This is a genomic window from Solibacillus cecembensis (assembly GCF_050272495.1).
Taxonomy (GTDB): Bacteria; Bacillota; Bacilli; order Bacillales_A; family Planococcaceae; genus Solibacillus; species Solibacillus cecembensis.
In genome coordinates this window covers 14,803-41,562 of record NZ_JBNNMF010000030.1, presented here as the reverse complement: position 1 = coordinate 41,562, position 26,760 = coordinate 14,803, and the positions used below count along the sequence as shown (strand labels likewise).

Sequence of the window (26,760 nt, the reverse complement as noted above, 5' to 3'; positions counted from 1 at the left end):
AGACGCTATTTTGTTCGAATCGAACAAAATAGCGTCTTTTTTAATTTACGTTCGCCAATGGGATATAAAAAACGCAAGTTTTTCAGTGCCCTCTTATGAAAACAGGTGGTTGGTCATTTCACATTGCTTGCTCTTCTTCATCACTTTGCGTGTGCGCAGTTGTGATATAGAATAAATCTTTCGGTATTTTAAAAAGATGAAATTTAGTTTCACCTTGATTAATTTGTTCGAAAAGGACTGGATTCGTTTGCTCCGCATCAATAACATAAGGTAATTTTAATGCGGCAGCTTTTGAGCGTTCATTTTCATTGCGAATGCGCAAAAAAACCGTGTTGAAGTCATACTCAAAAAAGAGTTCGTTTAAGAAGGCTAATTTCGCTTTCTGATTATAGCCTAAACCTTGATAAGGCTTGCCAATCCATGTACCTAAAAAACCAGCGCCTTCTTGAATATCGAAAATACTAATGGTACCAATCGGGATACCCCATTCATCAGTAATTGTTCGGGAAATGGCTTTTTCGTTAAATTCTTCTTCCATTAATTGTTTTGTCATAAATAGATATTCTTCAGCAGAAGTTGCTTTTTGTCGAACATAAGGAAATACAGCAGGGTGTTTTAAAAGTTCGTATAGTTCTGCAGTTTCGTATAGTTCTCGTTGTTTTAACATGTGAAACGCCTCCTTTTAAGGAAAATGGTAGAGCCTGTTTGAAAGTGTTAGAAATATAAGCTTTTCTAAAATAGAAAAACTTTTTAGTGGATGAATGATTACTCATATTGGAAAATCCACATAAGGAATGGCAGTCACTTAATCAATGGTGATTGAGTGGTGTTTTTCTAATCACAAGGCAGTAGTCATTTCGAACTTGATCCAATCTAAAAGAAATAGACGTTAAACTATGGTTTTGGCTTCCGTTGTTGCGATCTATACTTGGCTTTGAAAAACAATATCGAAATAAGATTAATACTGTTATTTTATAATAAAATAAACTCACTTAGCAAGTAGAATACTCGAAAAAACAATTATTTTCTTTCGATTGTTAATTTATTCAGATCAATCGAAATAATCAGAAATGTAGATTAGCTGTCGTTTTAAGGTAGAGATATTATATGAAACAGGAAGGGGGATTTATGCTGTACTAAGTAATGAAGGATTATGGATAAGGGAATCCATTCATTATATGAGCAGGAGGTAAATTGGGTTCTTTTTAATGAATTTATTTCGTAATTAACATTCCAATTTAATCCGTATTTGTGCCATACCTCATTTATATAGTTATTGTTTACAAAAAGTACAGCTAATATACCCCCATTAAGAAAAATAAGCAGTGTATGTAAAAAATGAAACGGACCTTTTTTCCTGGAGGGGTAAATGTAAGTTATTGTTAGCCCTATTCGAGGTCGATATGTTTGTATGAATCTACGTACATGGTGTAGGATTTACTAATGTAGGTAGTACAGTGATGAAAGTCTCTGAATGAAATGCAAAATTAAATTGCTTTATTAATAATAACAAAAATCATCGGACATTATCCCTATGGAATGTTGGGATTGTTATTTATTTGAAATATTATAATAATAGACTCCTATATATTGAAAAAATCAATCTGAAAATTTAGTCAATTAGTTGTGTAATGCTGGGTGAAATTGTACAATGTTAAAAATGGCATATAATTGAAAAACATAAAATGGGAATTTTGATGTGTTGAAATAGGGGTTAGGAGGGGAAAAAATGGCTAGCGCAGACTATACATACGAACAATTAAATATGCTATTTGAAAATAGTCGCGATGCAGTGTTTTATATGGAAAAAATAGATGATGATTACAAGTATATCTATTTAAATAATGCAGCGATGAAACTAATTGAAATGAATCCAATTGGAAAAACGGTCAGTCATTCAATACCTCCTCATTTATCCAAAAATATTATACATTATTACAATCTATCATTTGAAAAACAAGAGCAAGTTGATTTTGAAGATTTTACGTATAAAAGATCGGAAATACGCAAGCAAAAAACGTCAGTTGTTCCGATTGGAAAAGGGAATAATCAGTTTATCCTGGCGACAACGAAGGATATTTCCGTTGATCGTAATATCAAAGACAAATACTTATTCATGCGCTCAGTTTGTTTTAATTCGTTTTTGTCTACTGTATTAATCTCGACAGATTTCCAATTACTCGAAGCCGATCCGAAATTCGTTGAAGATTTTAATATAGAACTATCGGATATACAAAAGGGAAGTATCTTTGATTTACCTTGTATTGATAAAGAAAGTGCCCCTTTATTTAAAAAATATATAATCGAAGCTCAAAACGGTGCGAATATTACGTCAAAAATGCTCTATTTTATAGATAATGATAAAGTGCGCAGATGTTTTACAGCGACGTTTTCTGCACTTACAAGTAATGATCAAGTTATTGCTGTTTTCGTGATTATGCAAGAAATTACGCAATTCATTCAACAGAAAGAAGCGTTAAAAATGACATCGCATGGATTTGAAACATTTAAAATGGCGATAAATTCTGCTGCGGACGTTATTTTTGCAGATAGGAAAGGCAAAATTTTTGAAGTGAATGATCGGGTTATCCAAAATACCGGTTACACATGGGAAGAGTTGGATGGCCAAACACATACTATTTTCAATTCGGGTATCCATCCAGATGAATTTTTTAAGGATTTATGGACAACGATAAATGCAGGAGAAGTTTGGCGCAATGAAGTGTGCAATCGTAAAAAAAATGGCGAGATGTATTGGGTAGATTCCACTATAATCCCTATGGTAAATGAGTTTGGGGAAATTCATCAGTTTTTGACGATACAATTTAATATTTCAGCTAAAAAGAAATTGATGTCTGAGCTGTATCAAGTCGAACAAACTTTCCAGGCGATTACAGAAAACACGAATGATTTTATCGTTATGACAGATCGAACAGGTAAAATTAAATATGCCTCACCTTCGTATATCCGAAAATTAGGCTATTTAGAAACTGAACTGTTAGGCATGCCTTATGAACAATTACTATGTGGAGAAAGCTTAGATAAATGGCGTCAAATGATAGCGCAAACTTGCCATAATTATAATGTAGAAAATAAAATTGATTTATTGCTTGAAACAAAGGAAAATGAAAAAATATGGACAGAAGGAAACTACACCATTACTTTCGATTTTTCCCGAAATGAAATTTCTGAAATTATTATGGTTTCTCGTGAAATTACCGAGCGGAAGGAATTAGAAAATAAGCTTATGTTTATGGCTTACCACGACAGCCTAACACATTTGCCAAACCGCCGTTTATTAAATAAGGAATTCATCCCTATTATAGATAAAGCAAATGCCAATTTTAAATCAGTAGCATTATTTTATATTGATGGGGACAATTTTAAAAAAATCAATGATGATTTCGGTCATGATATAGGCGATGAATTTTTGACAGAATTTGGACAAGCCCTTGTGAAAAGTGTCAAAAGTGAAGACTTAGTTGTGCGACTAGGCGGGGATGAATTTTTAATCGTCATTACCGATTTATCGCGCTATGAAAATATTCGATTAATGCAAATGGAAAATTATATTGAAAGTATTCGAGCCACATTAAAAATTGGTTGGGAAATTCGCAACCATCATTTTTCACCAACATCTTCAATCGGTATTTCCATGTATCCAGAACACGGGGATACATTAGATGAGCTAATTGATTTAGCAGATCGCGCTTTATATAAAGCCAAACAGAAATGTAAAAATAATTATAAAATTTGCGATGTTATTGCAAATAGTTGAAAATGATATTAAAGAGGCTTGTTGTGCAGGAACATGTACAACAAGCTTTTTTTGTTTTGGAAAGTAAATTCAAATTCATGTGAACAAAATAGCTGTCGTGTTAAGATGAAAGTATAATAAAGCAATTGAACCAGTAGAGAGGTTATGAGATGAATCAAAAAATACTTGTAGTAGAAGACGAAAAAAATATATCCCGATTTCTAGAACTCGAATTAAAGCATGAGCAATTTGAGGTGACTGTCGCATATGATGGCAGAGCAGGGCTTGAATTGGCCATGAACGAAACATTTGATTGTATTTTATTAGACGTCATGTTGCCTGAACTCAATGGCATTGAAGTGTGTCGAAGAATTCGAAAACACAGTGATGTACCAGTACTTCTGTTAACTGCACGTGATGCGGTGATGGATCGTGTTGCAGGGTTGGATGCGGGTGCGGATGATTATATTGTAAAACCATTTGCCATTGAAGAATTACTAGCAAGAATTCGTTCGATTTTGAGACGTGTTGGGCAAGTGACAGCGAGTGAACGGCTACAAGTCCGTGAGCTAATCATAGATACAGAGGCGTATGAGGTGATTTTTGAAGAGCAAAAGCTAGAATTAACGCGGACGGAATATGATTTACTAAAATTATTAATAGAAAATTTAAATCGTGTTTGTACGAGAGAATTGATTTTAGAAATGGTTTGGGGATTTGATAACGAGGTAGAGACAAATGTAGTGGATGTGTATATCCGACATCTGCGCTCAAAACTGCAAACAACCGAGGCACCCTATATTGAAACGGTACGCGGCGTAGGATATGTGGTGAGAGGATGAAAAAGCTCCAGCAAATGATCTTAAATTTATCTTTGAAAGCGAAGTGGACATTAACAGTAGGGGCCACAATCTTTATAAGCTATGCCATTATATCCATCGTATTATTTATTGCACTTCAAACATGGCTTTTACACAATGAAGAAAAAAATGCGATGCGTACAGTAGATGATATTACAGGCTTTTTTGAGTCTCAAGATAGTACTGTTACAATACAGCAATTACAAAATAATACGGCTCTGATGAAAGCCATTTTAAATCAAGAGCAGACCGTTCGGATTTTTAATTTTGATGGCGTTGAGGTAATACGTATTAATGATGTCATGCGTGCAGCGCCTTTTCCACAAAAGACTGAAGACTATTTTACTACTACTATTAAACAGCAAAAGGTTGAAACGACGGACGCCTTTGTTGTCCATAAAATCGTTCAAATCGGTCCGTTTCAAGGGATTATGCAATTGATCCATCCGTTAACGGCGTTTCATGCCATGTTAAAGTATATTTTGACGACGATTATTATTGTTGGGCTGGGGGCATTGTTATTTTCCGTTTCGATTAGCTATTATTTGGCCAACTATTTAATTAAGCCGCTTGTTCAGCTAAGGGATGCGATGATTGATGTGCGGAAAAGGGGTTTTTCAGCTCAACCGCCATTTAATTACCAGGCAGATGATGAAATTGGGGATTTATTAACGATGTACAGGTCGATGATGAATGAGCTTGAAATATCCTTTACGAAGCAGCAGCAATTTGTCGCGGATGCTTCTCATGAATTGCGTACGCCAATCCAAGTAATTGAAGGCCATCTTTCATTAATTAAACGATGGGGGAAAGATGACCCTGAAGTTTTCTCCGAGGCGCTCGATACATCGCTTAAAGAAATTGTCCGTATGAAAAAAATGATTGAGGAATTATTGCAGCTTGCTAGAAGGGAAGAAGTAGACGGAAATGCGATGGCAGATTTGGAACTTGTGCTGAAAAATGTCAAGCAAGAATTATTGCAACTGCATCCGAATGTCCAATTTGAGTGTGATGTTATAGGACAGAAGAGTCTTGCTTCGATTACGGAACAAGCAGCAGCGCAAATTTTTAGAAATATACTGAGTAATGGTATTCGTTATAATGATAAAGAACCAAAAATACAATTATCCATTCATTATACTGAGCTAGCTATTATTGTCACAATACGTGATAATGGAATGGGTATTTCAGAAAAGCATTTGCCTTATATTTTTGATCGTTTTTACCGAGTAGATGAAGCGCGTACAAATCATATTGGTGGGACGGGTTTAGGATTAAGTATTTCAAAAATGCTCGCTGAAAAATATCAAATGGAGATAGAAGTGAAAAGTTCTGTAAATGATGGAACCTCTTTTATTCTCAATTTTCCTTTGAAATAGACGAATTTTAGCCATTCTAATTTAAATTTCAATAGTTAACGAAAAAAAATGCTTAATTTGCTAAAAAGAGTTGTATTTTCTGTGAAGAGTAGTAAGATTGAGATGGAAAAAATGTTCTTCTATAATGATTATTGCGAATGCATAGAATTGGGTAGAAGAATGATAAAACGTTATTTGTTTTATTTTGGTCAATTATTGGAACAACCAATAGGCAAAATTTGGAGGTTATTTTCATGTCGAACAATGTATTACCTGCAGGTTCCGTATGGTCAGCATTTTCTGGTCCTAACTTAGGTTATGTGATGGAACAGTATGACCTATACTTGCAATCTCCTGAAGAGGTAGAACTACAATTAGTAGAATTATTCCAAGCATATGGCGCACCGGTATTTTCTGACGGTGAGACTGTTGTTTCAGGGGACACAACAGGCACAGGCGATTACACGAAAGTTTTAGCTGCCGTAAAATTAGCTGCAGCGATTCGTGAATATGGTCATTTAGCTGCGGATTTATATCCATTAAAAAACCGTACATTAGACACGACTCGAATTAAAGAAAGCGTATTCAATTTAACTGACGCAGATTTAGCAGCTATTCCAGCAACAGTATTTTTCAAAAATGTACCAGCTGGCATTGCAAACGGTAAAGATGCGATCGCTTACTTAAAAGCTATTTACACTGATAAAGTGGGCGTTGAATATTCACATTTACAAAATGATGTAGAGCGTGAGTGGATTCAATCGAAAATTGAGTCAGGCGTATTTAAAAATACATTATCTACAGACGAAAAGAAGGCTGTGTTAGAGCGTTTAACACGCGTTGAAAACTTCGAAAAATTTATTCACAAAACATTTGTTGGTCAAAAACGCTTCTCTGGTGAAGGGTTAGATACACAAATTATTTTATTAGATGAAATTTTAAAAGGTTCAGAAAACAATGGCGTGAAAAACGCACGTATTGGTATGGCTCACCGTGGCCGTTTAAATGTATTAACACATATTTTAAACAAACCATATGACATGATGTTCTCTGACTTTGCACATGTTTCAAATGAACTATTTATGCCTGCAGACGGCAGTCTTGAAATTACAAAAGGCTGGACGGGCGACGTGAAATACCACATGGGTGCATCTTATATGCGTTCAACAGGTATGAATGTAAAACTTGCTTACAATCCATCACACTTAGAAGTAGGGAATCCTGTTGTGTTAGGTGCGGCTCGTGCTGTACAAGACGATACAACAGCTCCAGGTACGGCTAAACATGATGCGTCAAAAGCAGTAGGTATTTTACTTCATGGTGATGCAGCATTTGCTGGTCAAGGTATCGTAACAGAAGGCTTTAACTTCTCTCAAACAGAAGGCTTCTCTACGGGCGGTACGGTTCACATCATTTCGAATAACATGATTGGTTTCACAACGGAATTATATGATTCACGTTCATCTGTCTATTCATCAGACCCTGCAAAAGGCTATGATATTCCAGTAATCCATGTGAACGCAGATAGCCCAGAAACGGTTGCACAAGTAGGTCGTTTCATCGCGGAATACCGTGCAAAATTTGCTAAGGACATCGTGATTGACTTAATCGGTTACCGCCGTTATGGTCACAATGAAACGGATGATCCGACAGTAACAAACCCAGAAACGTATAAGTTAGTTGCAAAACATGAGCCAATTCGCGCGCTTTATGGTGCTGAATTAGCAGCTGCTAATGTTATCACAGCTGAGCAAGTGAAAGAAATTGATACGAACGTATATGCAGAAATGCAAGCAGCGTATGATCATGTAAAAGCAATGGCAGAAAAAGATGAGCATGTAGCCATCGAAATGCCAGAAGAATTAAAGGTGGACTTCCCAGAAATCGCTACAGCTGTTGATTTTGATCGCTTAAACAAAGTAAATGAAGATTTATTAGTGTTTGCGGAAGGATTCGAACCACAAAACAAACTAGGTAAAATTTTAGAAAAACGTCGCGATGCATTTGCAACTGCAAAAATTGATTGGGGTCATGCGGAAACGTTAGCTTATGCGACAATTACGCAAGACGCTACACCAGTTCGTTTTACAGGTCAAGATGCACAGCGCGGTACGTTCTCTCAACGTCACCTAGTGTTACATGATAAAAACAATGGTAGTGAATATACACCAATCCACCATGTTGATGGCGTAAAAGCGTCATTCACAGTATGCAACTCACCACTTACTGAAGCGGGTGTTGTTGGCTATGAATATGGTTATAACTTAGAAAATGAAAATGTACTATCGATTTGGGAAGCACAATTCGGTGACTTCGCTAACATGGCACAAGTTATGTTCGATAACTTCATTTCAAGTGCGCGCGCTAAATGGGGTCAAAAATCTGGCTTCGTTATCCTTTTACCACATGGTTATGAAGGTCAAGGTCCAGAGCACTCATCTAGCCGTATGGAACGATTCTTACAATTATCAGCTGAAAATAACTGGTTCGTAGCTAACTGTTCAAATGCAGGCAACTACTACCACTTATTACGTCGTCAAGCCGGTCTATTAGGTACAGAAGGCGTTCGTCCATTAGTTGTCGTTTCACCTAAATCATTATTACGTCACCCATTAGCAGCAGCTAGTGCGGAACAACTTGCAACAGGCCGCTTCCAAGAAGTGATTGAGCAAGAAGGCTTAGGCAAAAACGTAGCAGCAGTAGAAAAAGTAGTACTTGGTACGGGTAAAGTTATGATTGACTTAGCGGAACGTGTGAAGGACGGCGAAGGTTTCGACCACCTACACATCGTACGTGTTGAACAAATCTATCCATTCCCGACACAACAAGTAGCGGACATTATTGCGCGCTTCCCGAATGTGAAAGAAATCGTTTGGGTACAAGAAGAGCCGAAAAACCAAGGTTCTTGGATGTATGTTCTTGAAACTTTATATGCTATGGCTGAAGGCAAAAAAGTAAGTTATGTTGGACGTCCTGCAATGAGCTCGACATCTGAAGGAGACGGCGATTCTCATAAAGCTGCTCAAACTAAATTAATTACAGAAGCATTAGATAAATAATCGAATCATGAAATTAAAAAGGCTACTTGTATAGCAGGTAGCCTATCTATACAAACTTGTATAGGTAATTAAAGGAGGAAATTAAAGTGGCTGAAATTAAAGTCCCTGAACTAGCAGAATCAATTACAGAAGGTACAATTGCTCAGTGGGTGAAAAAAGTTGGAGATCGCGTAGAAAAAGGCGAATTCATCGTAGAATTAGAAACAGATAAAGTAAACGCTGAAATCATTTCTGAAGAAGCGGGTGTATTAACTCAAATTTTAGCTCCAGAAGGCGATACAGTTCTTGTAGGTCAAGTAATCGCAGTAGTTGAAGCTGGCGAAGGCGCAGCACCTGCTCCAGCAGCACCAGTTCAAGAAGCGGCACCTGCAGCTCCAGCGGCTCCGGTTGCAGCAGCACCTGTAGCACCAGCTCCAATCGTAGAAGAGTCTACGGATCGTGTAATTGCTTCACCAGCAGCACGTAAATTAGCTCGTGAAAAAGGAATTGACTTAGCGGCAATTTCTCCTGTAGATCCACAAGGTCGTGTACGTGTACAAGATGTATCAGCTCACGGTACAGCTCCAGTAGCACAAGCAGCAGTTGCAGCGGTATCAGCAAACGGCCCAATGGTATTCACTCCTGCAGGCGATTCTGACCGTGTAACAGTTGAGAAAATGTCTCGTCGTCGTCAAACAATTGCAAAACGTTTATTAGAAGTTAAACAATCAACGGCAATGTTAACAACATTTAACGAAATCGACATGACAAACATCATGGCATTACGTAAACGCAAACAAGAGCAATTCGTAAAAGATAACGACATCAAATTAGGTTTCATGTCATTCTTCACGAAAGCTGTTGTTGCAGCACTTAAAAAATATCCATACGTGAACGCACAAATTAGCGGTGACGAAATTCACTTAAATAAATTCTTTGATATCGGTGTTGCGGTATCAACTGAAGAAGGTTTAGTAGTACCTGTAGTACGTGATGCAAACAGCAAAAACTTCGCTGAAATCGAAAGAAATATCGGAGAATTAGCTGGTAAAGCACGCGACAAAAAATTAGGCTTAAACGACATGGCTGGTGGTTCTTTCACAATCACTAACGGTGGTGTATTCGGTTCATTAATGTCTACACCAATCATGAACGGTACACAAGCTGGTATTTTAGGTATGCACTCAATCGTTAACCGTCCAGTAGCGATTAACGGTGAAGTTCAAATCCGTCCAATGATGTACGTGGCATTATCTTATGACCACCGTATTATCGATGGTAAAGATTCTGTTGGTTTCCTAAAAACAGTTAAAGAAATGATTGAAAACCCAGAAGATTTATTATTAAACTCTTAATTATCACTTTAAAAGGCGGGCATATCTCCAAATGGGGATGTGTCCGTTTTTTCTATGTAAATATAACTATCAAAATAATTACTATTGACAGAAAGTATTGAATTATAGTATTATTCATACATTAAACAATTTAATAATAACCTCACAATCTTGTGGGGTAGAGGCGCGGTATTTATTAGTTTTTCATGGAGCATAGAGCATGCAACGAGATGGAAAAGAAGGAACTACCGCCGAAGTTTAAAAGAGCTCTTTCTTTTTAAGCTGGGTTTGCAGTGAATAATTGCAGAACTGTCTCGATTATCTCCATGATAATCGAGTTGTGCTATCTCAATATGGGATTGTGGGGATTTGAGCTATTTATAAATATAGCGACCTAAAATCTTCTTTTAGGTCGTTTTTTAATTGGCAAAAATTTTATGTTCATCTACTTTGATTGAAATATGTTTTTCCAATAATAAAATAGCTCAAAAATATGAAATTAATAGGGGGAGAATGACTATGAAAAAGAGACTAGTATTATTGTTTACAGTAATGATGGCCATGTTTGTATTAGCAGCATGTGGCGCAGACAAAGAAAAAGACACTACAAGTGGATCGGAAGGGTCTGACTCTACTACTGAATCGAAAGAAGTATTCAAAATTGGTATGGAGGCAGGCTATGCGCCATTTAACTGGACGCAAACGAATGATTCAAATGGTGGCGTACAAATTAATGGTGAAAAAGAATATGCAGGTGGCTACGATGTAGAAATTGCCAAAAAAATTGCTGAAGGTTTAGGCAAAGAGTTAGTCATTGTAAAAGCAGAATGGGATGGTTTAGTACCGGCGCTTCAATCAGGTGTCGTTGATGCCATTATTGCAGGGATGAGCCCCACAGAAGACCGTAAACAATCAATTGATTTCACAGAAAACTATTATACATCGGATTTCGTCATCGTAACGAAAAAAGGTAGTAAATATGAAAATGCGAAAACAATAGCCGATTTTGCGGGGGCAAAAATTACAGCTCAATTAAATACATCAAACTATAAAGTAATCGATCAAATTCCAGATGTGAAGCAACAAGTAGCAATGGATAACTTCCCAGCAATGCGTGTTGCTATTGAATCAGGTGTGATTGATGGTTATATAGCAGAGCGTCCAGAAGCTATTTCTGCAGCAGCAGCAAATGAAAACTTTACGTATTCAGTGTTAGAGGATGGCTTTGATGTAGAAGAAGCAGATGTTTCAATCGCAGTAGGGGTTCGTAAAGACTATGATTTAACGGATAAAATTAATGAAATATTAAAAGGTATTTCTGAAGAAGAGCGTCAAAAGTTGATGGAAGCAGCAATTGCCAATCAACCAGCCGCTCAATAATTAAACTATTAATGGAAAAGGGCCGCCAATTGAGCGGACTTTTTCTATTAGTTAGGTACATATAAGGCAGCTAATGCTGTTAGGGGGACTTCTTATGAGTTTAGAAACTATTTTAACGATACTCGAAAATAACTGGGAAATGTTCCTACGTGGCGCATATATGACTTTGGCAATTGCCATCATTAGTACAATTATCGGTGCGTTTATCGGATTTTTTATCGGAATTATGCATACGATTCCGATGAAGAAAAAATCATTTAAAAGCATGATTTTAAAAACTTTCAACTTTGTTTTAACGGTTTATGTAGAAGTATTCCGTGGTACACCAATGATTGTACAAGCAATGGTTGTTTTCTATGGGTTAGCATCATACGGTTTAGAATTGGATCGATTTATTGCGGCTTTAGTCGTTGTTGGATTAAATACCGGTGCTTATATGGCTGAAATTGTTCGAGGTGGAATCGTATCCGTTGATAAAGGTCAATATGAAGCGGCACAAGCCGTTGGGATGAACCATCTCCAAATAATGATTTATGTCGTTTTACCTCAAGTAGCCCGCAATATTTTACCTGCTACAGGGAATCAATTAGTGATGAATATTAAAGATACAGCTGTATTAAGTGTTATTAGTGTTACGGAACTTTTTTATCAAACAAAGTCTGTTGCTGGGGCAAACTTCAAATTTGCAGAAAGTTTCTTCATTGCATGTATGATTTATTTAGTCATGACATTTACAGCTACTCGTATTTTACGTTGGGTAGAAAAGCGATTAGATGGTCCTGAAGCGTATAAAATGGAAGTTGTACGCAAACCTGAAAACATAATGTAAGGAGCATCAACAATGGAAAAAATAATAGACATTCAACATTTAAATAAATCATTCGGCAACAATGAAGTGTTAAAGGATGTTAATTTTAGTGTAAATAAAGGCGAGGTAGTCTGTCTAATCGGCTCATCTGGCTCGGGGAAGTCAACGCTTTTACGTTGTGTAAACCTTTTAGAAACGCCTAGTGGTGGTGAAATCATATACAAAGGGGAAAACATCTTAAAGGATCTCAAGAGCGTTGAAGCGTATCGTACACACTTAGGGATGGTGTTCCAGCAATTTAATTTATTTAACAACCTAGATGTGTTAACGAATTGTACAGTTGGTCAGGTGAAGGTGTTAAAACGCTCTAAGGAAGAGGCAAAGGAAAAAGCACTTAAATATTTAGAAATTGTGGGTATGAGCGCTTATAAAAATGCAAAACCTCGTCAACTATCAGGCGGACAAAAACAGCGTGTGGCAATCGCGCGTGCACTTGCCATGGATCCAGATGTGATGCTCTTTGATGAACCGACGTCAGCATTAGACCCAGAAATGGTAGGGGAAGTATTAAAAGTAATGCGTATGCTTGCGGACCAAGGAAACACAATGCTGATTGTGACGCATGAAATGGAATTTGCGAAAGAAGTTTCGGACCGCATTGTTTTCATGGATAAAGGGGTAATCGTGGAAGAGGGACATCCAAGTGAAGTGTTAGTCAATCCAAAGCATGACCGCACAAAAGAATTTTTAAAACGTACGTTAGCATAATCGCGCATATAAAAAAGAGCTTGCAAAAATTTTGCAAGCTTATTTTCTAGAGTTCCATTCAGATATGATGAAAAAAATAATAGCAAAAGCAATGGCAATTGCGAAAAACCACATCGGAACACTACCAAAAGTCATGAAGTCCACCTCTTAAAAGTAGTGTAGCATGATTACAAAGGACATTCAAACCGACAATTGCATATGGTGAACCTTTAATAAGTGGGGGGTCTCAAACTTTCGCGGAGAATGCATCTTTATTTTGAAATGGAAGGCATAAAGTCCGTAATTGAGGGGAAAAATTGCGGTTCCTTTGTATAGGTACTATCATCTTAGGACAAAATCGTATAAAATAGATAATGATAATATACAAGTTATATAAAAGCGAGGTAGACAAATGTTACATTTAAAATGGAAAGATGCACCGACGATTCGTACTGTGAAATGTGTGCACACAAACGCAGCAAAGTATTTAGTTTCAAATGTATTAACAGTTGGAAAAGAATACGAAGTGAAAAATGAAACGGAAGAGTTCATTTTTGTTATCGACAATACAGGTCAAATTGGCGGATACTACAAAGAGTATTTCGCATAATAGCTACTAAATGAAATGAGAAAAACAGCTCGTCTAGTGAAGGGGATACTTCACGAAGACGAGCTGTTTTTTATTTTTGATCAATTATAATATGTTCGATTTCATGGCGCTTTTCATTGCTTGTTACTTGCACGCGCAACGTATCTTCTATATCTTGTAGCAGCCTTAATTGGGTTTGTTTAAAACGATCAATGTCCTCATGGTTCACAGTAGGTCGTTTGCTGCTTTTAGATGTTGTCTCGAGCATCTTGCCGTTTTTGCGTAGAAGCTCCTCTGAGGCGTCCATTAAGCGCTGCTGGGACTGCATGGCGCGGCGTTGGTTATTCATACTAAGAAGCATCGCAATTTGTGACTGCCAAAGCGGGATCATGTTCATAATCGAGCTTTGAATTTTCTCGATGAGCAACTGATTTGTTTGCTGAATTAATCGAATTTGTGGTGCGTATTGGATTGCTACCTCACGCGATATTTCTAAATCGTACATTCTTCGGTCAAGCCACTCGATTTGCATATGAAGGTCATTCAACTCATTTTGTTTAAAGGGGTCTGTACTTTCAAACAAAGCTTGTTGAATTGTAGGTAAAATAACTTCTTGAAGATGCTGTTTTTTAATTTCTAACGATGCAATAAAAACATTAACCTCTTGGAAATATTCTTCATTCACTGCATACAACTCATTTAAAAATTGATAGTCTGCCAATAATCCATTTTGTGTATGTGATAATTGGATGCTGAGCCGATCAATCCGTTTACTGAGCTTGTTGTAATGGGTCATAATTTCTTGAATGGATTGTTTTGGTCGACTAAAAATACGTGCAAAAAATCCTTTTTCTACTTCCACTAATGCATCTGGGTCGATTTCTGCCAAATGACGCATTAAATCAGACAGTACTTCACCGACTCTTGAAACATCTTTGCGCTGGATATAATTAAGCATTTGAGCAGTGAATTTTTTCAATGCTTCTTGCGCGGGTAAACCGAATGCTAAAATTTGATCGTATTGATGAATCGGTAAATCGGCTGCCAAATGTACAGCCCGTTGTTTAGAAATGGTACTAAGTGACGTAAAAAGCGGTGTTGTTGCATTGTTAGCAACATTCACCGCAAATTGTTCTCGTGAAGCTTGAATATCGGTACTTCCACTAGATGTGAAAGCATCGAAAGGGTTTATTTCTGTTCCCATGATTTATTCACCGCCGACTTTTAATCGTTCTTTGCGTTTTTCATTTGACATTTTTGCAAAATCAAGCTCAATTCTTAAATTTTCAATATCAGAAGCTAATGCATTCTTTAAATCTTCTTCCATTGTAACATGTAGCTCTTTTAACGTTTTTCGTGTATCTTCAAGCGCTAAATGTATCTCGTTGCCAGTCACTTGCTCTTTCGTTAATAATGTATATTTATCAGATAACTGAACAGCTGACGGAAGATGTGCATAGAAGAAATCCTCTACCGCATAGAACTTTTGCGGATTGGTTTGAACAATATTGATAATCCGTTTTGTCAGTTTTGACATGTCGTTTATTTGTTTAAATGAACGAACGGATCTAACACGCACAATTTGCTGTGTTAATGTTTGGGCATGAGCTTTTGCTTGTTTAAGCTGAGCTTCGATTAAATGATATTCCGATTTGGATAAGCCAATTTTCTTTCGCTGACTCGATTTTTGCACTGCAAATGTAATTCTATTAGATAAATAATAGGCACCTATTGCAAGCGGTAGTGACAAAGTCATTGCAAATCCTGAAATGTTTATTACCGATACGACGAATGCTGTGAAACCGGCTAGTGAGTTAATTAAATGGCGTGTTATAAAATTGATAGGACCAAGCATTTTTGGTACCTCCTTTACTCGATACTATATCTACGTTTATGCGTCAAAAAAGTTTCAACTTAATTCAGCAGAAATCTCCTTTTTCTATATGTATGGGGATGAATGCTATATAGGCAATACTATTCAGTGTGGTTTCAAACACTTGCTGAAGTAGGGGAACAAAGGCTAAACCCGTCACGTCGTGTGACACCGGCTGACTGACCCACGTCCTGTGGCCCCAAGCTCAAAAAAAATCTGGACACAATTACGCCAAGGCGTAATTGATTTATCTACTCTTATCCTACAATTTTTTTGAGTTAGTAGAAAGTAAAACGAACTGACTATTACATAATATTAATGGTAAGCGTATCAAAATGCTGTAATGTTTGATTGATTGTCATGTTGATTTCCGAAAATTCTGCGATGTGTAGCATTAATCTAACAAATTCATTAATTGCCGTTCTTCTACCCTCTACACGAATGAGCCATTGTTGTTCATGGATGTCGATCGTGCCTTTTAACGAGAGTTCTAAGGCCATTGTATGGACATAGTGAGAGGGGACTTGGACAGGTATATGAATACAAATCGTTGCGTGTGCCTTCATCGGTTGTCTCCTTTATATTGTCTGTGATATGTCTTCGTTGCATCAAAAAAAATCAGTCAAAAGAAAAGCAAAACGTTTAGTAGTTTTGCTTTTCTTTATGGATTAATGAACGAGGCGCTCTTTGTTAATAAGTACGATTAAATCATTAATATAGCTAATTACTTTTTTAGATGCCGCCTCGATTTCAAGTAAATGTTCTTCTGCCTTCATACGATTCCCAGCGTTAAATTGCTCTACGGCCGATTTGGCACAATTATGCACTTGCATATGGTAGTGGTCTAGTTGTTTATATGAATCATGTTGGCTAAAACGAGCAACGGTTTTATCAGATGTATACCATTTCCCTAAACGGCAATCAAGGTGAGAAGATACGTCACTTGATGATAATCTTTCTAAACCTAAGAACATATTGTAGACACGCCATTTCCATAAAATATGATCTGCTTTTGACAGTTGTAGTAAAGAAATACTTGAAAGTTGGACATTATTATTCGTTGTGATGTCATTTCTAAAGCGCGTAATTTCTTGACCTAGCTTATGGATATCGCGGGATGTATCATTGCCATATGCACGTATATCTTCTTGTAAGTTTGAAATTTGAACCATACGTACAGAAATTTCATCAATGGAAGCTGCTTGTTCCTCCGATGCGGAAGCTGTTATTGTTACATCGGCATTAATGCTTTCAATAATCTCTACGATGGAATTTAATAAAGGTAAGGATTCCTTTGCTTCATCTGTTGCTTCACGAATAATCGTCGTTGTTTCAGAAATCGAGAAAGCAACATTATTAGAATAGCTCTTTAACGATTGAACATTCGTTGATACATTGCTAAGTGCAGATACTGTATTTTCTGCTAATTTTCGAACTTCCTGTGCAACAACCGCAAACCCTTTTCCGTGTTCACCAGCACGTGCTGCCTCAATAGAAGCATTTAGCGCAAGTAAATTCGTTTGGTCGGCAATTTGATTAATTAATGTGACAACGCTTTCGATGTCATTTACATGTTTTTGTAACTCAGTAAAACTGTGAACAATTTCTGTGAATGTTTCTTCTGTCGTAAAAATTTCATTGAGTGCATGTTCAATGGATTGCTTACCTTTTATAGCGTTTTCAACCGATTCGTTTGTTTTTTCTGCAATCGCGGACGACGAGCGGGCAACTTCTGCAATGGAAGCCGCTAGCTCTTGGGAAGCAGCAGTAGAGCTTGCAATATCATCGGATTGCGTGTCTAGACTATGAATTAAATCTTTCATATACATAATATTGGCGTTTGCATCCGTTAAAGATGAAAGCTCTTCAATGACATTTTCAATTAACCGCTCAGTCATTACTTCTACTAATAATTCTTGGTCAATATTCACAGCAGCGGATAAAGATTTCATATAGTTGAATGCGACATTTGGCTTTAATGCGAAATTATGTAAAATTAAAGTTGTCACATAAAATGAAAATTGGTTAAATACGACAATGAGTTTCCCTGGTTCGAATCGATTTTCACGTAATAAGTTGAAAAAATGAATGGACTGATCCGCATAATCATCATTACGTTCAGCTAAAAAGAATTGCTTTAAATACCGTTCAATTTGAGCTTCGGAAATAGGGTTTTTACCATTTGGAGCAATTTCATTTAAGTATGTATTAAAAATGACATTCATTGTCGGTGTTAATGTTTGGATTCGCTCATATATTGTCACAAGATTATCTTGATCAACCTGTTTGAAATTATTGAAAGTGAGCGTTTTTAAAAAGCGTGCAGTTGCAGTTAAGTCAGTCCCTCTTTCAAAAAGATCTTGTAGTTCAGCTTTTGGTTTAAATTTAGAAAACATATAATTGTTCCCCCGTTATATTTGATGTATTACCAAATAGTCTATCATAGGAAAGTAAGCAATAATAGACATAACTGTGCGAAAAGTTTAAAATGAAAGGGAATTAGAAAGGACAATGAATATGTATAAAATTACTTATATAAAAGCGGATTATGAGCCATGGTGGCAATTTGATGGGTGGGAAGAGCATATTGTTTCGACACAAAAATTTGCAAGTGAACAACAATTTAACAATGCCTTTACCGAACTGATCAGTCAATTTCGTCAAAAATACAACAATGAAGCAAGTAAGCATGAGCGTTATTATGCGTTTTGGTCAGAAGAGGAATGTGAATTTTGTGAGGCATGTGATGAGGATGCACAAATTTATCACGGCATTATTATTCAAACACCTAAAGTGTTATCTTTGTAACAATAACGACTTGAATATTTTAACTATTATAACAATTGGGATTGACATATATTATGAAGATATATATACTAAATTTAACAATTAAATTGCTCTACTCGAAACAACGGACTCACATATTATTTAAGTGATCGATACTAGTTTTCGATACTTTTAATATAGGAGTTTTTTTTATTAAAGAACTTTTTTAATTGTTTACTTTAATTTTGGAGGTTTTTTAAATGAAACAAGGTACAGTAAAATGGTTTAACTCAGAAAAAGGTTTTGGTTTTATCGAAGTAGAAGGGGAAAACGACGTATTTGTACACTTCTCATCTATCCAAGGTGAAGGTTTTAAAACACTTGATGAAGGTCAAAAAGTAGAATTCGAAGTTGTGGACGGCAACCGTGGTCCACAAGCAGCGAACTTAACTAAACTTTAAATTTAAAGTCGGTTTAAATGAGGACAAAAAAATTTCTTCACCCGAATTTATTGCGATACAATGTTTGCGAAAGCATTCATCGTATTGCTTTTTCTTTTTAGTAATGAAGCATTTTGAATGATTTTTAACGAATAATACATAAAATTTACTAAAAATACATAAATATGGCGAATTAATTGGGATTATCTGTATCGTTTATAGTATAATAGCTGATGTAAGTGATAATTTAAATATATTTATAATTTTTGGGGGCAAATGAGATGAGAAAAATTAAGAAACATGTGTTAGCCACAGCATTAGGGACTACGTTAATCTTTACTTCCGTAGTACCAGCAATTCAAGCAGAGCAAGCTGTGCAAGACATCAGTCCATGGGCCGTTGAAACCCTCCATGAAGGAGAAAAGTATGGAGTTTTCCCAATGGAATGGTATTATGATGGCTTTCAATCGACAATTACAGAGGAGCGCTTAAACAGCTTACTGAATTTAACGGAACAAAAAATTGCAGAATTAAATTTACCTAAAAATGGAAAGTTTAAGCCTGTTTCTGTGAAAGGGAATAATACACGTGGTGATATCGTTAATCGCCTATATAATATTATCGCGCAATATGATGCCAACGCAAGTAAGGACCCAGTTGCCTATTTACAGGCTCGCCAAGTATTACAAGGTTCAGAAAAAGGCCTATTGCTCGATCAAAAAGCTACGACACAACAGGCCGTTTTATTTGCATCACGCCTTATTAAAGATACGTATGCCCAAGCGGAACAAGGGGCAAAAGGTGTTGCGTGGGTAGTAGAAGATGAGGATACGAAAATTTATTTATTAGGCTCAATCCATATAGGGATTCCTGACTTGTATCCGATGCATCCTCAGTTAACAACTGCTTTTAATGAGTCCCAAGGGCTTTTTGTTGAAGCGAATGTGCTCGATCCTAAAGGCGCAGAATATTACCTTGAAAAAGCAATGTTTACAGATGGAACAACAATTCAAGATGTACTAAGTGAAGAAACCTATCAAAAACTTGAAAAAGTGGCAAAGGAATTAGAGGTACCAATAGAGGAGCTTCATTCCCAAAAACCATGGTCAATCTCAAATGAACTATCACTTTTGCTAACGGATGATACATTTGGATTATCTACCCAGGAAATGTCAATGCACGGTATTGATATGCATTTTTTATTAAGCGCAATGCTGCAACAAAAACCAATTTATGAGCTAGAGGGCGTGAACGCGCAATTCGACATGTTTGATTCTATTTCAGCGGAAGCGCAAGACCAATCATTAGAAGAAGTGCTAGATAGCCTATTAAATCCTTCTGATGAAAAAATAGATGAAAGTAATGCTTTACTGAAAGAATGGTTTACTAGTTGGGAAATAGGAGATGCGGAACGATTTGCGAAGAGTTTCAACGCAATGGAAGGCGAACCATCAGAAATGAATACGATGCTATTTGGAAAGCGTGATGAAGAGATGGCAAAAAAAATTGCAACGGTTTTAGAGGAAGATGAGGGAACGTACTTCCTAGTTGTCGGGGCAGGCCACTTTTTAGTCGACAAAAACATTCGTTATCATTTAGAGGAAAAGGGCTATAAAGTTGTTCCATTTTATCAATAAAAAATAGCGATTACGAAAAAGAGGTTGCACTGTAAGGATTTTACTTACAGCGCAACCTCTTTTTTACTGGAATTCTATGGACTTGAGCTTGGATGAAATAACATCCGACGTGCCATCCTCATTCAATATTTCGAATTCAGTGGCTACTAAGCCAATTCCTGCTACAAAATAGTTTCGCATTGTTTGATTATTTTCATTTTTCATCGTGACCATCACGTGCTCAAATGCTTTATACGGTGTTTCATAGGGCATGTTCATTTTTTCAATTGTCCAGTTATCAAACTTCTGACCAACTTCCAGTGGTGAACCAATTAGTGTTGAAATAGAAGGAAGACCTTTTAATTGTTCCGCAGTTAAGGGTGTATTTTCATTTTCAACTTCTTTTATTAATGTAATCCCATGCTCACCAACTCGGTAATAGCGCGTCATGATGGAGCCACCATTGTCGACGACTTGTCGCACTAAATTAGCCGATAGCCAGTTCGTTTTCACCTGATAGCTCGCAAACTCATTACCAGTACCTTCAAATGTTAAGGTAGAAAGATCTTCATGCATAAATATTTGCATTTCATATGCGTTATCATACGCGCTACTATATTCAGAAGCAACATCGGTTGAGGTAAATGCTGTATTTGTAAGTGTATTTGGTTCTGCTGATTCACTATCGTTCGAAAGCGTATCTGTTTGTGTACATCCTGTTAAAAGTAAAACGAGTAAAAAAAAGAATCTTGTTTTCATCATCCGTCACTCACTTTCATGTGTCATTCACCGTAGTTTATATTGTATGAGTCGATGTATAGTTAATATTCCTCGGAATGTGAAAGTTGAAACAATAGTTTGTGAGAAAATTGTGAGAGTATAATGGGCGGATACTTGCTAGTTTTCTTCATGGATAAATAAAAAATTCTCCCGTTCTTCCCCAAAATAAGTGGGGGAGAACGGGGGAATACAGTGATGCATGTTGTTAATCACGAAAAGTTCATTTTAAGCTAACTAAGCATTTGAACTAAATTGTTAAGTAAAGGAGTTTTTTTAAATGATTACTCTAAGACACGTAGATGGAGACGAGCAGACGGTTGTAGCATGGTTTTTGACGCATTATAGATTACGACATATGAGATATATAGCAGTTACAAAATAACTAAGCACTTTGTCAATTACAAAAATGGAATTACGAAAAAACGAGGAAAAGACGAACACCATTAGATGTTCGTTAAAGAGTTATTATCTTACAGTTGCTGTGTTCCCCATTGCGATAGAAATTCTATTCCAACTGTTGATCTGATTGATAATTAGAACCAGGTCAACATACTGTTTTTCGTCATAAAATTTACGTACTCGCTTATATAGGTCATCCGGAACTCTTTTAGTAGGAATTAGAGTTAAATGCTCAGCTAGTTCGAGTGCAATCTTCTCTTCAAGTGTATAGAAAGTACATTCATTCCAAGTATTTAAACAATAAATACGCTGTTCGGTTTCTCCCATTTTACGTGCTTCGGATGTATGCATGTCTATGCAGAACGCACATCCATTAATTTGAGACACTCTAATTTTGACAAGTTCCCTAGTTGCACGGTTAATTGTAGACTTTTTAGTGTATTTTTCCATATCCATCATAATTTTCATACCTTCAGGTGCAATATCGTAGTAATCAACTCTTTGATTCATAAGGCAAGACTCCTTTTGTTTTTAAGATAAGACAATTATAACGCTATGCGAACATTTGTGCTAATTATTAGCTCCAATACATTTGAAAGAAAATGTGTGGGAAGGTGAAATATGAAAGCAATTACTATTAAACAACCGTGGGCAACACTAATTGCTCTAGGTGAAAAGAAATTTGAAACACGTAGCTGGCAAACGAAACATCGTGGTCCTTTAGCAATTCACGCAGGACAATCAGTGGATAAAGGAGCATGTGAAGATATAGAAATTAAGTTGGCACTAAAAAAACATGGCATTACGTCATATAAAGAATTGCCAACTGGTTCAGTTGTCGCCACAGCTGTAATAGTTGAATGTCATAAAGTAATAAAAGATTGGTGCGAGTTTGGTGTGGCAGAGACTGATAAGGGGTCGAAAATCGAAGGTGATGAATATTGGTTTGGGTATTACGATGAAGATTGTTTCGCATGGGAACTGGCTGACGTGCAGGCGTTAGGGGAACCAGTACCAGCTAAAGGGCAATTGAGTTTATGGAATTGGGAGCAATAGAACAATATTGATTGGTAAAACTATTAACCTTTTTCTTTTTTGGGTTTAACAAAGTAAGAAATGAACATTACAAAAACGCCCATAGAAATGTATATTAGTGCAACAGATTTATTTGGAATAACTGAATCATATTCAAAGAAACCAGATAATCTTCCCACTCCACTTATAATCAAAGTAATGCCAAAAATAAATATAATCCATCCAAGTGTAGACATTGTTTTCATTGCATAACAACTCCTGACATATAGGTAATTAACTATATAAGGATAACATAATTGGGTAATATCTGAAAAGATGGAATGATACATTTACTGCACAATATGTAAAAAATGAGAAGTATATAAATCTCCTGAAAGCTCAGTCTAATTGAAAAATCCCCAGCTATAAACTGGGGAAATAATTATTTGGCGGGTTAACCAAGATTAATAAATACTTATTATTTTTCTGGATGATTTACATGTAATGGTGGAGGTACTAGCCAACCTTTTTCTTTATTAAGGCGTAATAGTTTAGCGCCAAGCAGCGCTTTAGCTGTATGGAATTGACCATACATTAAGCCAATGTCTTCTCTAATAGACATACCCATTGCTTGACTACATGCAACCAAACAAGCAGCAGCGTCTAATGATATTGCGGCACTAATTTCAGGGTCATTAAACTTTGCACCAGGAGGGATATCTTCTAGTCTTGCATCTGCACGTTCAGGCGGTGCAGGAGGTAATGCAATGCCATTTACTTTTAGAATCTTTTCTAAAGGCTTAACTTCCTCTTTGGCGCCTTGAATAAATTCTTCTAGAATTAATTTCAAGTCTTTATCACCAGCATGATTATAAAATGTTTGATACCCAGCAATCATGCCATAGTTTGCAGCAAGATTTGTCCAGATACTGAATACCTCACCATAATGTAATGGTTCGTCTTTACCGCTTAAAATACCCATACTTGCACTTCCTTTTCGATTTTATTTTTCCATTTCGGAACAAGTGTAGTATGAGCTACATCAGAAATATAATTCTTGAAAAATTAATTTCACTGAACAATATGTGAAAATTAAGTGGCAAATATAATTAGCTGAATATTTAGAAAATATTGCGTGGGAAATAAGCATAAAAAAAGACCTGAGCTCACACCCAGATCAGCAAAACTATACAGGTCTATTATAGTAATAAATTCATTTCGAACAAAATTTTTTAAGGTGGTGTATCTATGACAAGTCAGCAGAAAAGGAAAATGCGTAAAGCGATTAAACAGCAACGTATCGAGTTGTATGACAAACTAGATGCCTTACAAACTCAACTTACAGAAATAACAGATATGATGGATAGCGTTGAAATTCAAAAGCAAATTTATGAAGTGGGTAAGCAATTGCAGCAGCAGGTTTATTATTCAGTGGGAAGTCCATTTGGGAAAAATAAAAATCCAATATTTAAACCGATTGAAGCAGCAGGGCCTCCACAAGATTTAAATATACACATGTATATAAGTTTTAAGAAACGAGGTCTTACAGATACACAGGTGGCGTTGTCGTATGGGCAAACGAAGGGCTATGTAGATAGAGTCAAGCGTGCAAATGGTATCACGAAAATTTGGTGGAAGGAACAAATCTATGAATCAACTTAATATTTTTCATGTAATAGGGCTTAATACAGACCCAGTGTACAATTCTATATGCAAAATCCCAAACAATAGCGAAATTCAAATTGATCACAACGTTATTCGTAAAACAGAAAAATACTTTGAAGTAGAAAACGATGACGAACACCTTCTTTTCAGGACGTTAGAAGAATGTTATCAATTTGTCAGCGGAATTGTCATTTACCCATCAAAAAAAGCTAACGGTTGCACCCGTTAGCTTGGATTTAGAACGACCCTTTGATAGCGTCAGTAATATTATATCAGAGGGGTGTTTGGATGAGAATGCAAGAACTGAAAATAAATGTAGATGGGATGCTAATTGCTGATATAATGGAACTGCCTGACAGTTGTGTGATCATATTGTCGCACGGTATAGCTAAAGTCGCCGAGCTTCCCGCATTTGCCGAAACCAAAATCGTCACACATCAAGGGCAGGTGAAACGAGTAAAGTGGGACGAGGGTGAGGAGTTTTGATGAATAGACCATATAATTTTTTAGAAAATGATATCAACGGGTTTATTGATGAATTTTTTACGGAATATAAATATATGGAAAAAAAGTATACTATAGAGAATGATATGTACTATGATTTTAAAATCGAAGAAATAAAAAGTAAATATACAAAGAAGGAAAGGAAATTTCTTTTAAAACAACTTCGTGAACAGTATAAAATAAATAGTAACTGGTATGCTAGACAAATAGCAATAGTTGCAATGTTAGTAGCTATTGCAACTGCTTTTACTAACTCTAATGTTGAATTTTTGAAAATAATGTCATATTTTATCTATCTATATATACCAATTTATTTAATTTACATGGATAAAAAATTTGTAATTAAAAATAATAGAATCTTAAAAGTAATAACTATTTTTCAATTTATAGAGAATTTCGATAAAAAATAAAGAATGTGAAGTTCTACCAGCCATCTGGAGGACAACGATTGATAGCAGTATTAGCTGCCGTCTTTTGTTGTCCTCTTTTTTTATTTTATCGCAAAGACAGAGAAAGCAACATTCCATTTTGGCATAAAGGGGTGAGCATGATGCGCACGATACGTTCAGAAATTGTTCGACATGGTTTATGCAATAAGGAAAAGAAGGTGGCGACAAAAAGACGTCAACCTCCACCAAAGAAAAAAGAAGTACTGAGCACACGTGAGATTGAAGAGTTAATGGGGATTAGACGAGATATCTATACACGTAAAAATGGAGCGATCCGAAGAAAATAGGAGGTTTTCACAATGGAAATTTTAAATAGTATTGACGGGAAAGCAACTCAACAGGCGATTGAAAAAGTGTTGAGACAATATCGCACGTATCAGCTAACGACGCCAGAAGATATACTGCCAACAATTACACCAAAATATACATTGGACATGCCTTCATTTGGTGGAGGGGTACATTCAAAAGTCGAAAGCGCGGCAATTAAAAACGTTGAACACTATCTCCAAGCCGAGAAATTCTTTGATCGATTTAACCGTGGCTTTTATAAGCTAACTAAAAAGGAACGTCAATTGATCATCATGTCATTTTTAGAAGAAGTCCCAAAGTTTAATTACGAAATATCGAATGAGCTTTGCATTAGCGAACGTACATTTTATCGCATGAAGCAACAGGCATTATACAAGCTCGCATTGGCATTACGTGTGGAAGTTTACGAAGAAGAGGTGAAGTCTTCATGAATTTCGTACAACCGATACGGGATTTAGAAAAGATTTCAGAAGTCCGAGCATTCTTGGCCAATAAAAATAAACGGGACGAATTATTATTCTGCTTTGGTATTTTCACTGGATTGCGGATCAGTGATATTCTGTCTGTGAAAGTGCAGGATGTGCTTGGTGAAGACCATTTTTATATAATCGAACAGAAGACCAAAAAAGCAAAGCAGCGAAGTAAGAAACACACAGTACGTAAAAGAGTACCCATTGTAACGAAACTTCAACGGCTTATTAATAACTATTGCGCGGACATGAACCAAACAGATTATCTCTTTAAGTCGAGGCAAGGGAAGAATCGTCCGATCACACGAGTGAGAGCATATGATATTTTAAGAGAAGCAGCTCATCATTGTGTCTTAAAAGAGATTGGTACACATACGCTACGTAAAACATTTGGCTATCTTGTCTACCAAAATGATAAAGATGTGGCATTACTGCAGGATATTTTTAACCACAGTTCCCAGTACATTACTTTGAAATATATCGGGGTGAATCAAGATGCAATTGAGGAAGCATACAGCGCCCTTAATAATTTGAGGATATAAATAAGCAGCCACTCATAATTAAATCATTGAATAGGTGAAGCATCTCAAATAGGGGATGCTTT

The 26,760-nt window shown here is 36.4% G+C and carries 29 protein-coding genes and 1 riboswitch; of the genes, 20 read left to right on the top strand and 9 right to left on the bottom strand.

Annotation, left to right across the window (positions count from 1 at the left end; all coding sequences use genetic code 11):
• Nucleotides 1–118 precede the first annotated feature (118 nt).
• Nucleotides 119–667 carry a GNAT family N-acetyltransferase gene (locus ACQKIH_RS20050; protein ID WP_057985219.1) on the bottom strand — a complete coding sequence of 183 codons (549 nt, stop codon included), beginning with the start codon at nucleotides 665–667 and terminating at the stop codon, nucleotides 119–121.
• Between the two features lie 1,062 nt (nucleotides 668–1,729).
• Between ACQKIH_RS20050 and ACQKIH_RS20045 the strand changes: the two genes are divergently transcribed.
• The 9 genes from ACQKIH_RS20045 (at nucleotide 1,730) to ACQKIH_RS20005 (ending at nucleotide 13,892) form a co-directional block, all read left to right on the top strand.
• Nucleotides 1,730–3,778 carry a sensor domain-containing diguanylate cyclase gene (locus ACQKIH_RS20045; RefSeq protein WP_427768415.1) on the top strand — a complete coding sequence of 683 codons (2,049 nt, stop codon included), beginning with the start codon at nucleotides 1,730–1,732 and terminating at the stop codon, nucleotides 3,776–3,778.
• A gap of 149 nt (nucleotides 3,779–3,927) precedes the next feature.
• Nucleotides 3,928–4,599, top strand: a complete 672-nt coding sequence (locus ACQKIH_RS20040) for a response regulator transcription factor (RefSeq protein WP_057985223.1) — start codon at nucleotides 3,928–3,930, stop codon at nucleotides 4,597–4,599.
• The gene (locus ACQKIH_RS20035) at nucleotides 4,596–5,996 is read left to right on the top strand and encodes a HAMP domain-containing sensor histidine kinase (protein ID WP_427768412.1); all 1,401 of its coding nucleotides are present in this window, start codon (nucleotides 4,596–4,598) and stop codon (nucleotides 5,994–5,996) included. The genes ACQKIH_RS20040 and ACQKIH_RS20035 overlap by 4 nt, the downstream gene beginning before the upstream one ends.
• Before the next feature lie 233 nt (nucleotides 5,997–6,229).
• Complete coding sequence (locus ACQKIH_RS20030; RefSeq protein ID WP_427768411.1) at nucleotides 6,230–9,034, top strand: 2-oxoglutarate dehydrogenase E1 component; 2,805 nt, start codon at nucleotides 6,230–6,232, stop codon at nucleotides 9,032–9,034.
• Between the two features lie 86 nt (nucleotides 9,035–9,120).
• Nucleotides 9,121–10,368, top strand: coding sequence for a 2-oxoglutarate dehydrogenase complex dihydrolipoyllysine-residue succinyltransferase (gene odhB, locus ACQKIH_RS20025; protein WP_057985229.1), 1,248 nt, complete (start codon nucleotides 9,121–9,123; stop codon nucleotides 10,366–10,368).
• A gap of 150 nt (nucleotides 10,369–10,518) precedes the next feature.
• Nucleotides 10,519–10,701: riboswitch (Lysine riboswitch) on the top strand.
• A gap of 165 nt (nucleotides 10,702–10,866) precedes the next feature.
• On the top strand, nucleotides 10,867–11,727 hold the full coding sequence (locus ACQKIH_RS20020) for a transporter substrate-binding domain-containing protein (protein WP_427768410.1): 861 nt from the start codon (nucleotides 10,867–10,869) through the stop codon (nucleotides 11,725–11,727).
• Between the two features lie 94 nt (nucleotides 11,728–11,821).
• Complete coding sequence (locus tag ACQKIH_RS20015; RefSeq protein WP_057985232.1) at nucleotides 11,822–12,556, top strand: amino acid ABC transporter permease; 735 nt, start codon at nucleotides 11,822–11,824, stop codon at nucleotides 12,554–12,556.
• 12 nt (nucleotides 12,557–12,568) lie between these two features.
• The gene (locus ACQKIH_RS20010; protein ID WP_057985234.1) at nucleotides 12,569–13,303 is read left to right on the top strand and encodes an amino acid ABC transporter ATP-binding protein; all 735 of its coding nucleotides are present in this window, start codon (nucleotides 12,569–12,571) and stop codon (nucleotides 13,301–13,303) included.
• 391 nt (nucleotides 13,304–13,694) lie between these two features.
• Nucleotides 13,695–13,892, top strand: coding sequence for a DUF6501 family protein (locus ACQKIH_RS20005; protein WP_057985235.1), 198 nt, complete (start codon nucleotides 13,695–13,697; stop codon nucleotides 13,890–13,892).
• Between the two features lie 70 nt (nucleotides 13,893–13,962).
• Here the strand turns inward: ACQKIH_RS20005 and ACQKIH_RS20000 are convergent, their stop codons facing one another.
• The 4 genes from ACQKIH_RS20000 to ACQKIH_RS19985 form a co-directional block, all read right to left on the bottom strand.
• The gene (locus ACQKIH_RS20000; RefSeq protein ID WP_427768408.1) at nucleotides 13,963–15,075 is read right to left on the bottom strand and encodes a toxic anion resistance protein; all 1,113 of its coding nucleotides are present in this window, start codon (nucleotides 15,073–15,075) and stop codon (nucleotides 13,963–13,965) included.
• Nucleotides 15,076–15,078: 3 nt separating this feature from the next.
• On the bottom strand, nucleotides 15,079–15,726 hold the full coding sequence (locus ACQKIH_RS19995) for a 5-bromo-4-chloroindolyl phosphate hydrolysis family protein (protein WP_057985239.1): 648 nt from the start codon (nucleotides 15,724–15,726) through the stop codon (nucleotides 15,079–15,081).
• A 323-nt stretch (nucleotides 15,727–16,049) separates the two neighbouring features.
• Complete coding sequence (locus ACQKIH_RS19990; protein ID WP_427768407.1) at nucleotides 16,050–16,310, bottom strand: DUF1115 domain-containing protein; 261 nt, start codon at nucleotides 16,308–16,310, stop codon at nucleotides 16,050–16,052.
• 102 nt (nucleotides 16,311–16,412) lie between these two features.
• Nucleotides 16,413–18,140: a methyl-accepting chemotaxis protein gene (locus tag ACQKIH_RS19985; protein ID WP_427768406.1), complete on the bottom strand. Its 1,728-nt coding sequence runs from the start codon at nucleotides 18,138–18,140 to the stop codon at nucleotides 16,413–16,415.
• A gap of 121 nt (nucleotides 18,141–18,261) precedes the next feature.
• On the opposite strand from ACQKIH_RS19985, the gene ACQKIH_RS19980 reads away from it, so the two are divergent.
• From ACQKIH_RS19980 to ACQKIH_RS19970, 3 genes are all read left to right on the top strand, one after another.
• Nucleotides 18,262–18,552 (top strand): DUF1033 family protein, encoded by a 291-nt coding sequence (locus ACQKIH_RS19980; protein WP_057985267.1) that lies wholly within the window; start codon nucleotides 18,262–18,264, stop codon nucleotides 18,550–18,552.
• 218 nt (nucleotides 18,553–18,770) lie between these two features.
• Nucleotides 18,771–18,971 carry a cold-shock protein gene (locus tag ACQKIH_RS19975; RefSeq protein ID WP_427768404.1) on the top strand — a complete coding sequence of 67 codons (201 nt, stop codon included), beginning with the start codon at nucleotides 18,771–18,773 and terminating at the stop codon, nucleotides 18,969–18,971.
• Nucleotides 18,972–19,231: 260 nt separating this feature from the next.
• A complete protein-coding gene (locus tag ACQKIH_RS19970) occupies nucleotides 19,232–20,587 on the top strand; it encodes a TraB/GumN family protein (protein WP_427768403.1) in 1,356 nt (451 codons plus the stop codon).
• A gap of 63 nt (nucleotides 20,588–20,650) precedes the next feature.
• Here ACQKIH_RS19970 and ACQKIH_RS19965 read toward each other — a convergent pair whose 3' ends face one another.
• Nucleotides 20,651–21,325, bottom strand: a complete 675-nt coding sequence (locus tag ACQKIH_RS19965; protein ID WP_427768402.1) for a hypothetical protein — start codon at nucleotides 21,323–21,325, stop codon at nucleotides 20,651–20,653.
• Between the two features lie 486 nt (nucleotides 21,326–21,811).
• Entirely contained in the window at nucleotides 21,812–22,255 is a 444-nt protein-coding gene (locus ACQKIH_RS19960) for a carboxymuconolactone decarboxylase family protein (protein WP_427768401.1), read from the bottom strand.
• A 111-nt stretch (nucleotides 22,256–22,366) separates the two neighbouring features.
• Between ACQKIH_RS19960 and ACQKIH_RS19955 the strand changes: the two genes are divergently transcribed.
• The gene (locus tag ACQKIH_RS19955) at nucleotides 22,367–22,801 is read left to right on the top strand and encodes an ASCH domain-containing protein (protein ID WP_427768400.1); all 435 of its coding nucleotides are present in this window, start codon (nucleotides 22,367–22,369) and stop codon (nucleotides 22,799–22,801) included.
• Between the two features lie 23 nt (nucleotides 22,802–22,824).
• Here ACQKIH_RS19955 and ACQKIH_RS19950 read toward each other — a convergent pair whose 3' ends face one another.
• Both ACQKIH_RS19950 and ACQKIH_RS19945 read right to left on the bottom strand, forming a co-directional pair.
• Nucleotides 22,825–23,025 (bottom strand): hypothetical protein, encoded by a 201-nt coding sequence (locus ACQKIH_RS19950; RefSeq protein WP_427768399.1) that lies wholly within the window; start codon nucleotides 23,023–23,025, stop codon nucleotides 22,825–22,827.
• A 212-nt stretch (nucleotides 23,026–23,237) separates the two neighbouring features.
• A complete protein-coding gene (locus ACQKIH_RS19945; RefSeq protein ID WP_427768398.1) occupies nucleotides 23,238–23,741 on the bottom strand; it encodes a DUF3231 family protein in 504 nt (167 codons plus the stop codon).
• A gap of 266 nt (nucleotides 23,742–24,007) precedes the next feature.
• On the opposite strand from ACQKIH_RS19945, the gene ACQKIH_RS19940 reads away from it, so the two are divergent.
• The 7 genes from ACQKIH_RS19940 to ACQKIH_RS19910 are packed head-to-tail and all read left to right on the top strand — an operon-like array spanning nucleotide 24,008 to nucleotide 26,698.
• A complete protein-coding gene (locus ACQKIH_RS19940) occupies nucleotides 24,008–24,421 on the top strand; it encodes a hypothetical protein (RefSeq protein ID WP_427768397.1) in 414 nt (137 codons plus the stop codon).
• Nucleotides 24,408–24,653 carry a hypothetical protein gene (locus tag ACQKIH_RS19935; RefSeq protein WP_427768396.1) on the top strand — a complete coding sequence of 82 codons (246 nt, stop codon included), beginning with the start codon at nucleotides 24,408–24,410 and terminating at the stop codon, nucleotides 24,651–24,653. Before ACQKIH_RS19940 ends, ACQKIH_RS19935 begins: the two co-directional genes overlap by 14 nt.
• 59 nt (nucleotides 24,654–24,712) lie before the next feature.
• Nucleotides 24,713–24,910 (top strand): XtrA/YqaO family protein, encoded by a 198-nt coding sequence (locus ACQKIH_RS19930; RefSeq protein ID WP_427768395.1) that lies wholly within the window; start codon nucleotides 24,713–24,715, stop codon nucleotides 24,908–24,910.
• Nucleotides 24,910–25,338, top strand: a complete 429-nt coding sequence (locus ACQKIH_RS19925; protein ID WP_427768394.1) for a hypothetical protein — start codon at nucleotides 24,910–24,912, stop codon at nucleotides 25,336–25,338. Before ACQKIH_RS19930 ends, ACQKIH_RS19925 begins: the two co-directional genes overlap by 1 nt.
• Before the next feature lie 38 nt (nucleotides 25,339–25,376).
• Nucleotides 25,377–25,664, top strand: a complete 288-nt coding sequence (locus ACQKIH_RS19920; RefSeq protein WP_427768393.1) for a hypothetical protein — start codon at nucleotides 25,377–25,379, stop codon at nucleotides 25,662–25,664.
• 12 nt (nucleotides 25,665–25,676) lie between these two features.
• On the top strand, nucleotides 25,677–26,117 hold the full coding sequence (locus tag ACQKIH_RS19915; protein WP_427768392.1) for an ArpU family phage packaging/lysis transcriptional regulator: 441 nt from the start codon (nucleotides 25,677–25,679) through the stop codon (nucleotides 26,115–26,117).
• A complete protein-coding gene (locus ACQKIH_RS19910; RefSeq protein WP_427768391.1) occupies nucleotides 26,114–26,698 on the top strand; it encodes a tyrosine-type recombinase/integrase in 585 nt (194 codons plus the stop codon). Before ACQKIH_RS19915 ends, ACQKIH_RS19910 begins: the two co-directional genes overlap by 4 nt.
• Nucleotides 26,699–26,760 lie beyond the last annotated feature (62 nt).

Bases quoted from the DNA above. Each gene is read 5' to 3' on its own strand.
- ACQKIH_RS19935 (WP_427768396.1), top strand. From the start codon at position 24,408: ATGAATCAACTTAATATTTTTCATGTAATAGGGCTTAATACAGACCCA.
- ACQKIH_RS19940 (WP_427768397.1), top strand. From the start codon at position 24,008: ATGACAAGTCAGCAGAAAAGGAAAATGCGTAAAGCGATTAAACAGCAA.
- ACQKIH_RS19960 (WP_427768401.1), bottom strand. From the start codon at position 22,255: ATGAATCAAAGAGTTGATTACTACGATATTGCACCTGAAGGTATGAAA.
- ACQKIH_RS20040 (WP_057985223.1), top strand. From the start codon at position 3,928: ATGAATCAAAAAATACTTGTAGTAGAAGACGAAAAAAATATATCCCGA.
- ACQKIH_RS19945 (WP_427768398.1), bottom strand. From the start codon at position 23,741: ATGGGTATTTTAAGCGGTAAAGACGAACCATTACATTATGGTGAGGTA.
- ACQKIH_RS19915 (WP_427768392.1), top strand. From the start codon at position 25,677: ATGGAAATTTTAAATAGTATTGACGGGAAAGCAACTCAACAGGCGATT.
- ACQKIH_RS19970 (WP_427768403.1), top strand. From the start codon at position 19,232: ATGAGAAAAATTAAGAAACATGTGTTAGCCACAGCATTAGGGACTACG.
- ACQKIH_RS19985 (WP_427768406.1), bottom strand. From the start codon at position 18,140: ATGTTTTCTAAATTTAAACCAAAAGCTGAACTACAAGATCTTTTTGAA.
- ACQKIH_RS19950 (WP_427768399.1), bottom strand. From the start codon at position 23,025: ATGAAAACAATGTCTACACTTGGATGGATTATATTTATTTTTGGCATT.
- ACQKIH_RS19955 (WP_427768400.1), top strand. From the start codon at position 22,367: ATGAAAGCAATTACTATTAAACAACCGTGGGCAACACTAATTGCTCTA.
- ACQKIH_RS20020 (WP_427768410.1), top strand. From the start codon at position 10,867: ATGAAAAAGAGACTAGTATTATTGTTTACAGTAATGATGGCCATGTTT.
- ACQKIH_RS19925 (WP_427768394.1), top strand. From the start codon at position 24,910: ATGAATAGACCATATAATTTTTTAGAAAATGATATCAACGGGTTTATT.
- ACQKIH_RS19910 (WP_427768391.1), top strand. From the start codon at position 26,114: ATGAATTTCGTACAACCGATACGGGATTTAGAAAAGATTTCAGAAGTC.
- ACQKIH_RS20010 (WP_057985234.1), top strand. From the start codon at position 12,569: ATGGAAAAAATAATAGACATTCAACATTTAAATAAATCATTCGGCAAC.
- ACQKIH_RS20045 (WP_427768415.1), top strand. From the start codon at position 1,730: ATGGCTAGCGCAGACTATACATACGAACAATTAAATATGCTATTTGAA.
- ACQKIH_RS19965 (WP_427768402.1), bottom strand. From the start codon at position 21,325: ATGAAAACAAGATTCTTTTTTTTACTCGTTTTACTTTTAACAGGATGT.
- ACQKIH_RS20030 (WP_427768411.1), top strand. From the start codon at position 6,230: ATGTCGAACAATGTATTACCTGCAGGTTCCGTATGGTCAGCATTTTCT.
- ACQKIH_RS20035 (WP_427768412.1), top strand. From the start codon at position 4,596: ATGAAAAAGCTCCAGCAAATGATCTTAAATTTATCTTTGAAAGCGAAG.
- ACQKIH_RS19995 (WP_057985239.1), bottom strand. From the start codon at position 15,726: ATGCTTGGTCCTATCAATTTTATAACACGCCATTTAATTAACTCACTA.
- ACQKIH_RS19990 (WP_427768407.1), bottom strand. From the start codon at position 16,310: ATGAAGGCACACGCAACGATTTGTATTCATATACCTGTCCAAGTCCCC.
- ACQKIH_RS20005 (WP_057985235.1), top strand. From the start codon at position 13,695: ATGTTACATTTAAAATGGAAAGATGCACCGACGATTCGTACTGTGAAA.
- ACQKIH_RS20000 (WP_427768408.1), bottom strand. From the start codon at position 15,075: ATGGGAACAGAAATAAACCCTTTCGATGCTTTCACATCTAGTGGAAGT.
- ACQKIH_RS20015 (WP_057985232.1), top strand. From the start codon at position 11,822: ATGAGTTTAGAAACTATTTTAACGATACTCGAAAATAACTGGGAAATG.
- ACQKIH_RS19930 (WP_427768395.1), top strand. From the start codon at position 24,713: ATGAGAATGCAAGAACTGAAAATAAATGTAGATGGGATGCTAATTGCT.
- ACQKIH_RS19980 (WP_057985267.1), top strand. From the start codon at position 18,262: ATGTATAAAATTACTTATATAAAAGCGGATTATGAGCCATGGTGGCAA.
- ACQKIH_RS19975 (WP_427768404.1), top strand. From the start codon at position 18,771: ATGAAACAAGGTACAGTAAAATGGTTTAACTCAGAAAAAGGTTTTGGT.
- ACQKIH_RS20050 (WP_057985219.1), bottom strand. From the start codon at position 667: ATGTTAAAACAACGAGAACTATACGAAACTGCAGAACTATACGAACTT.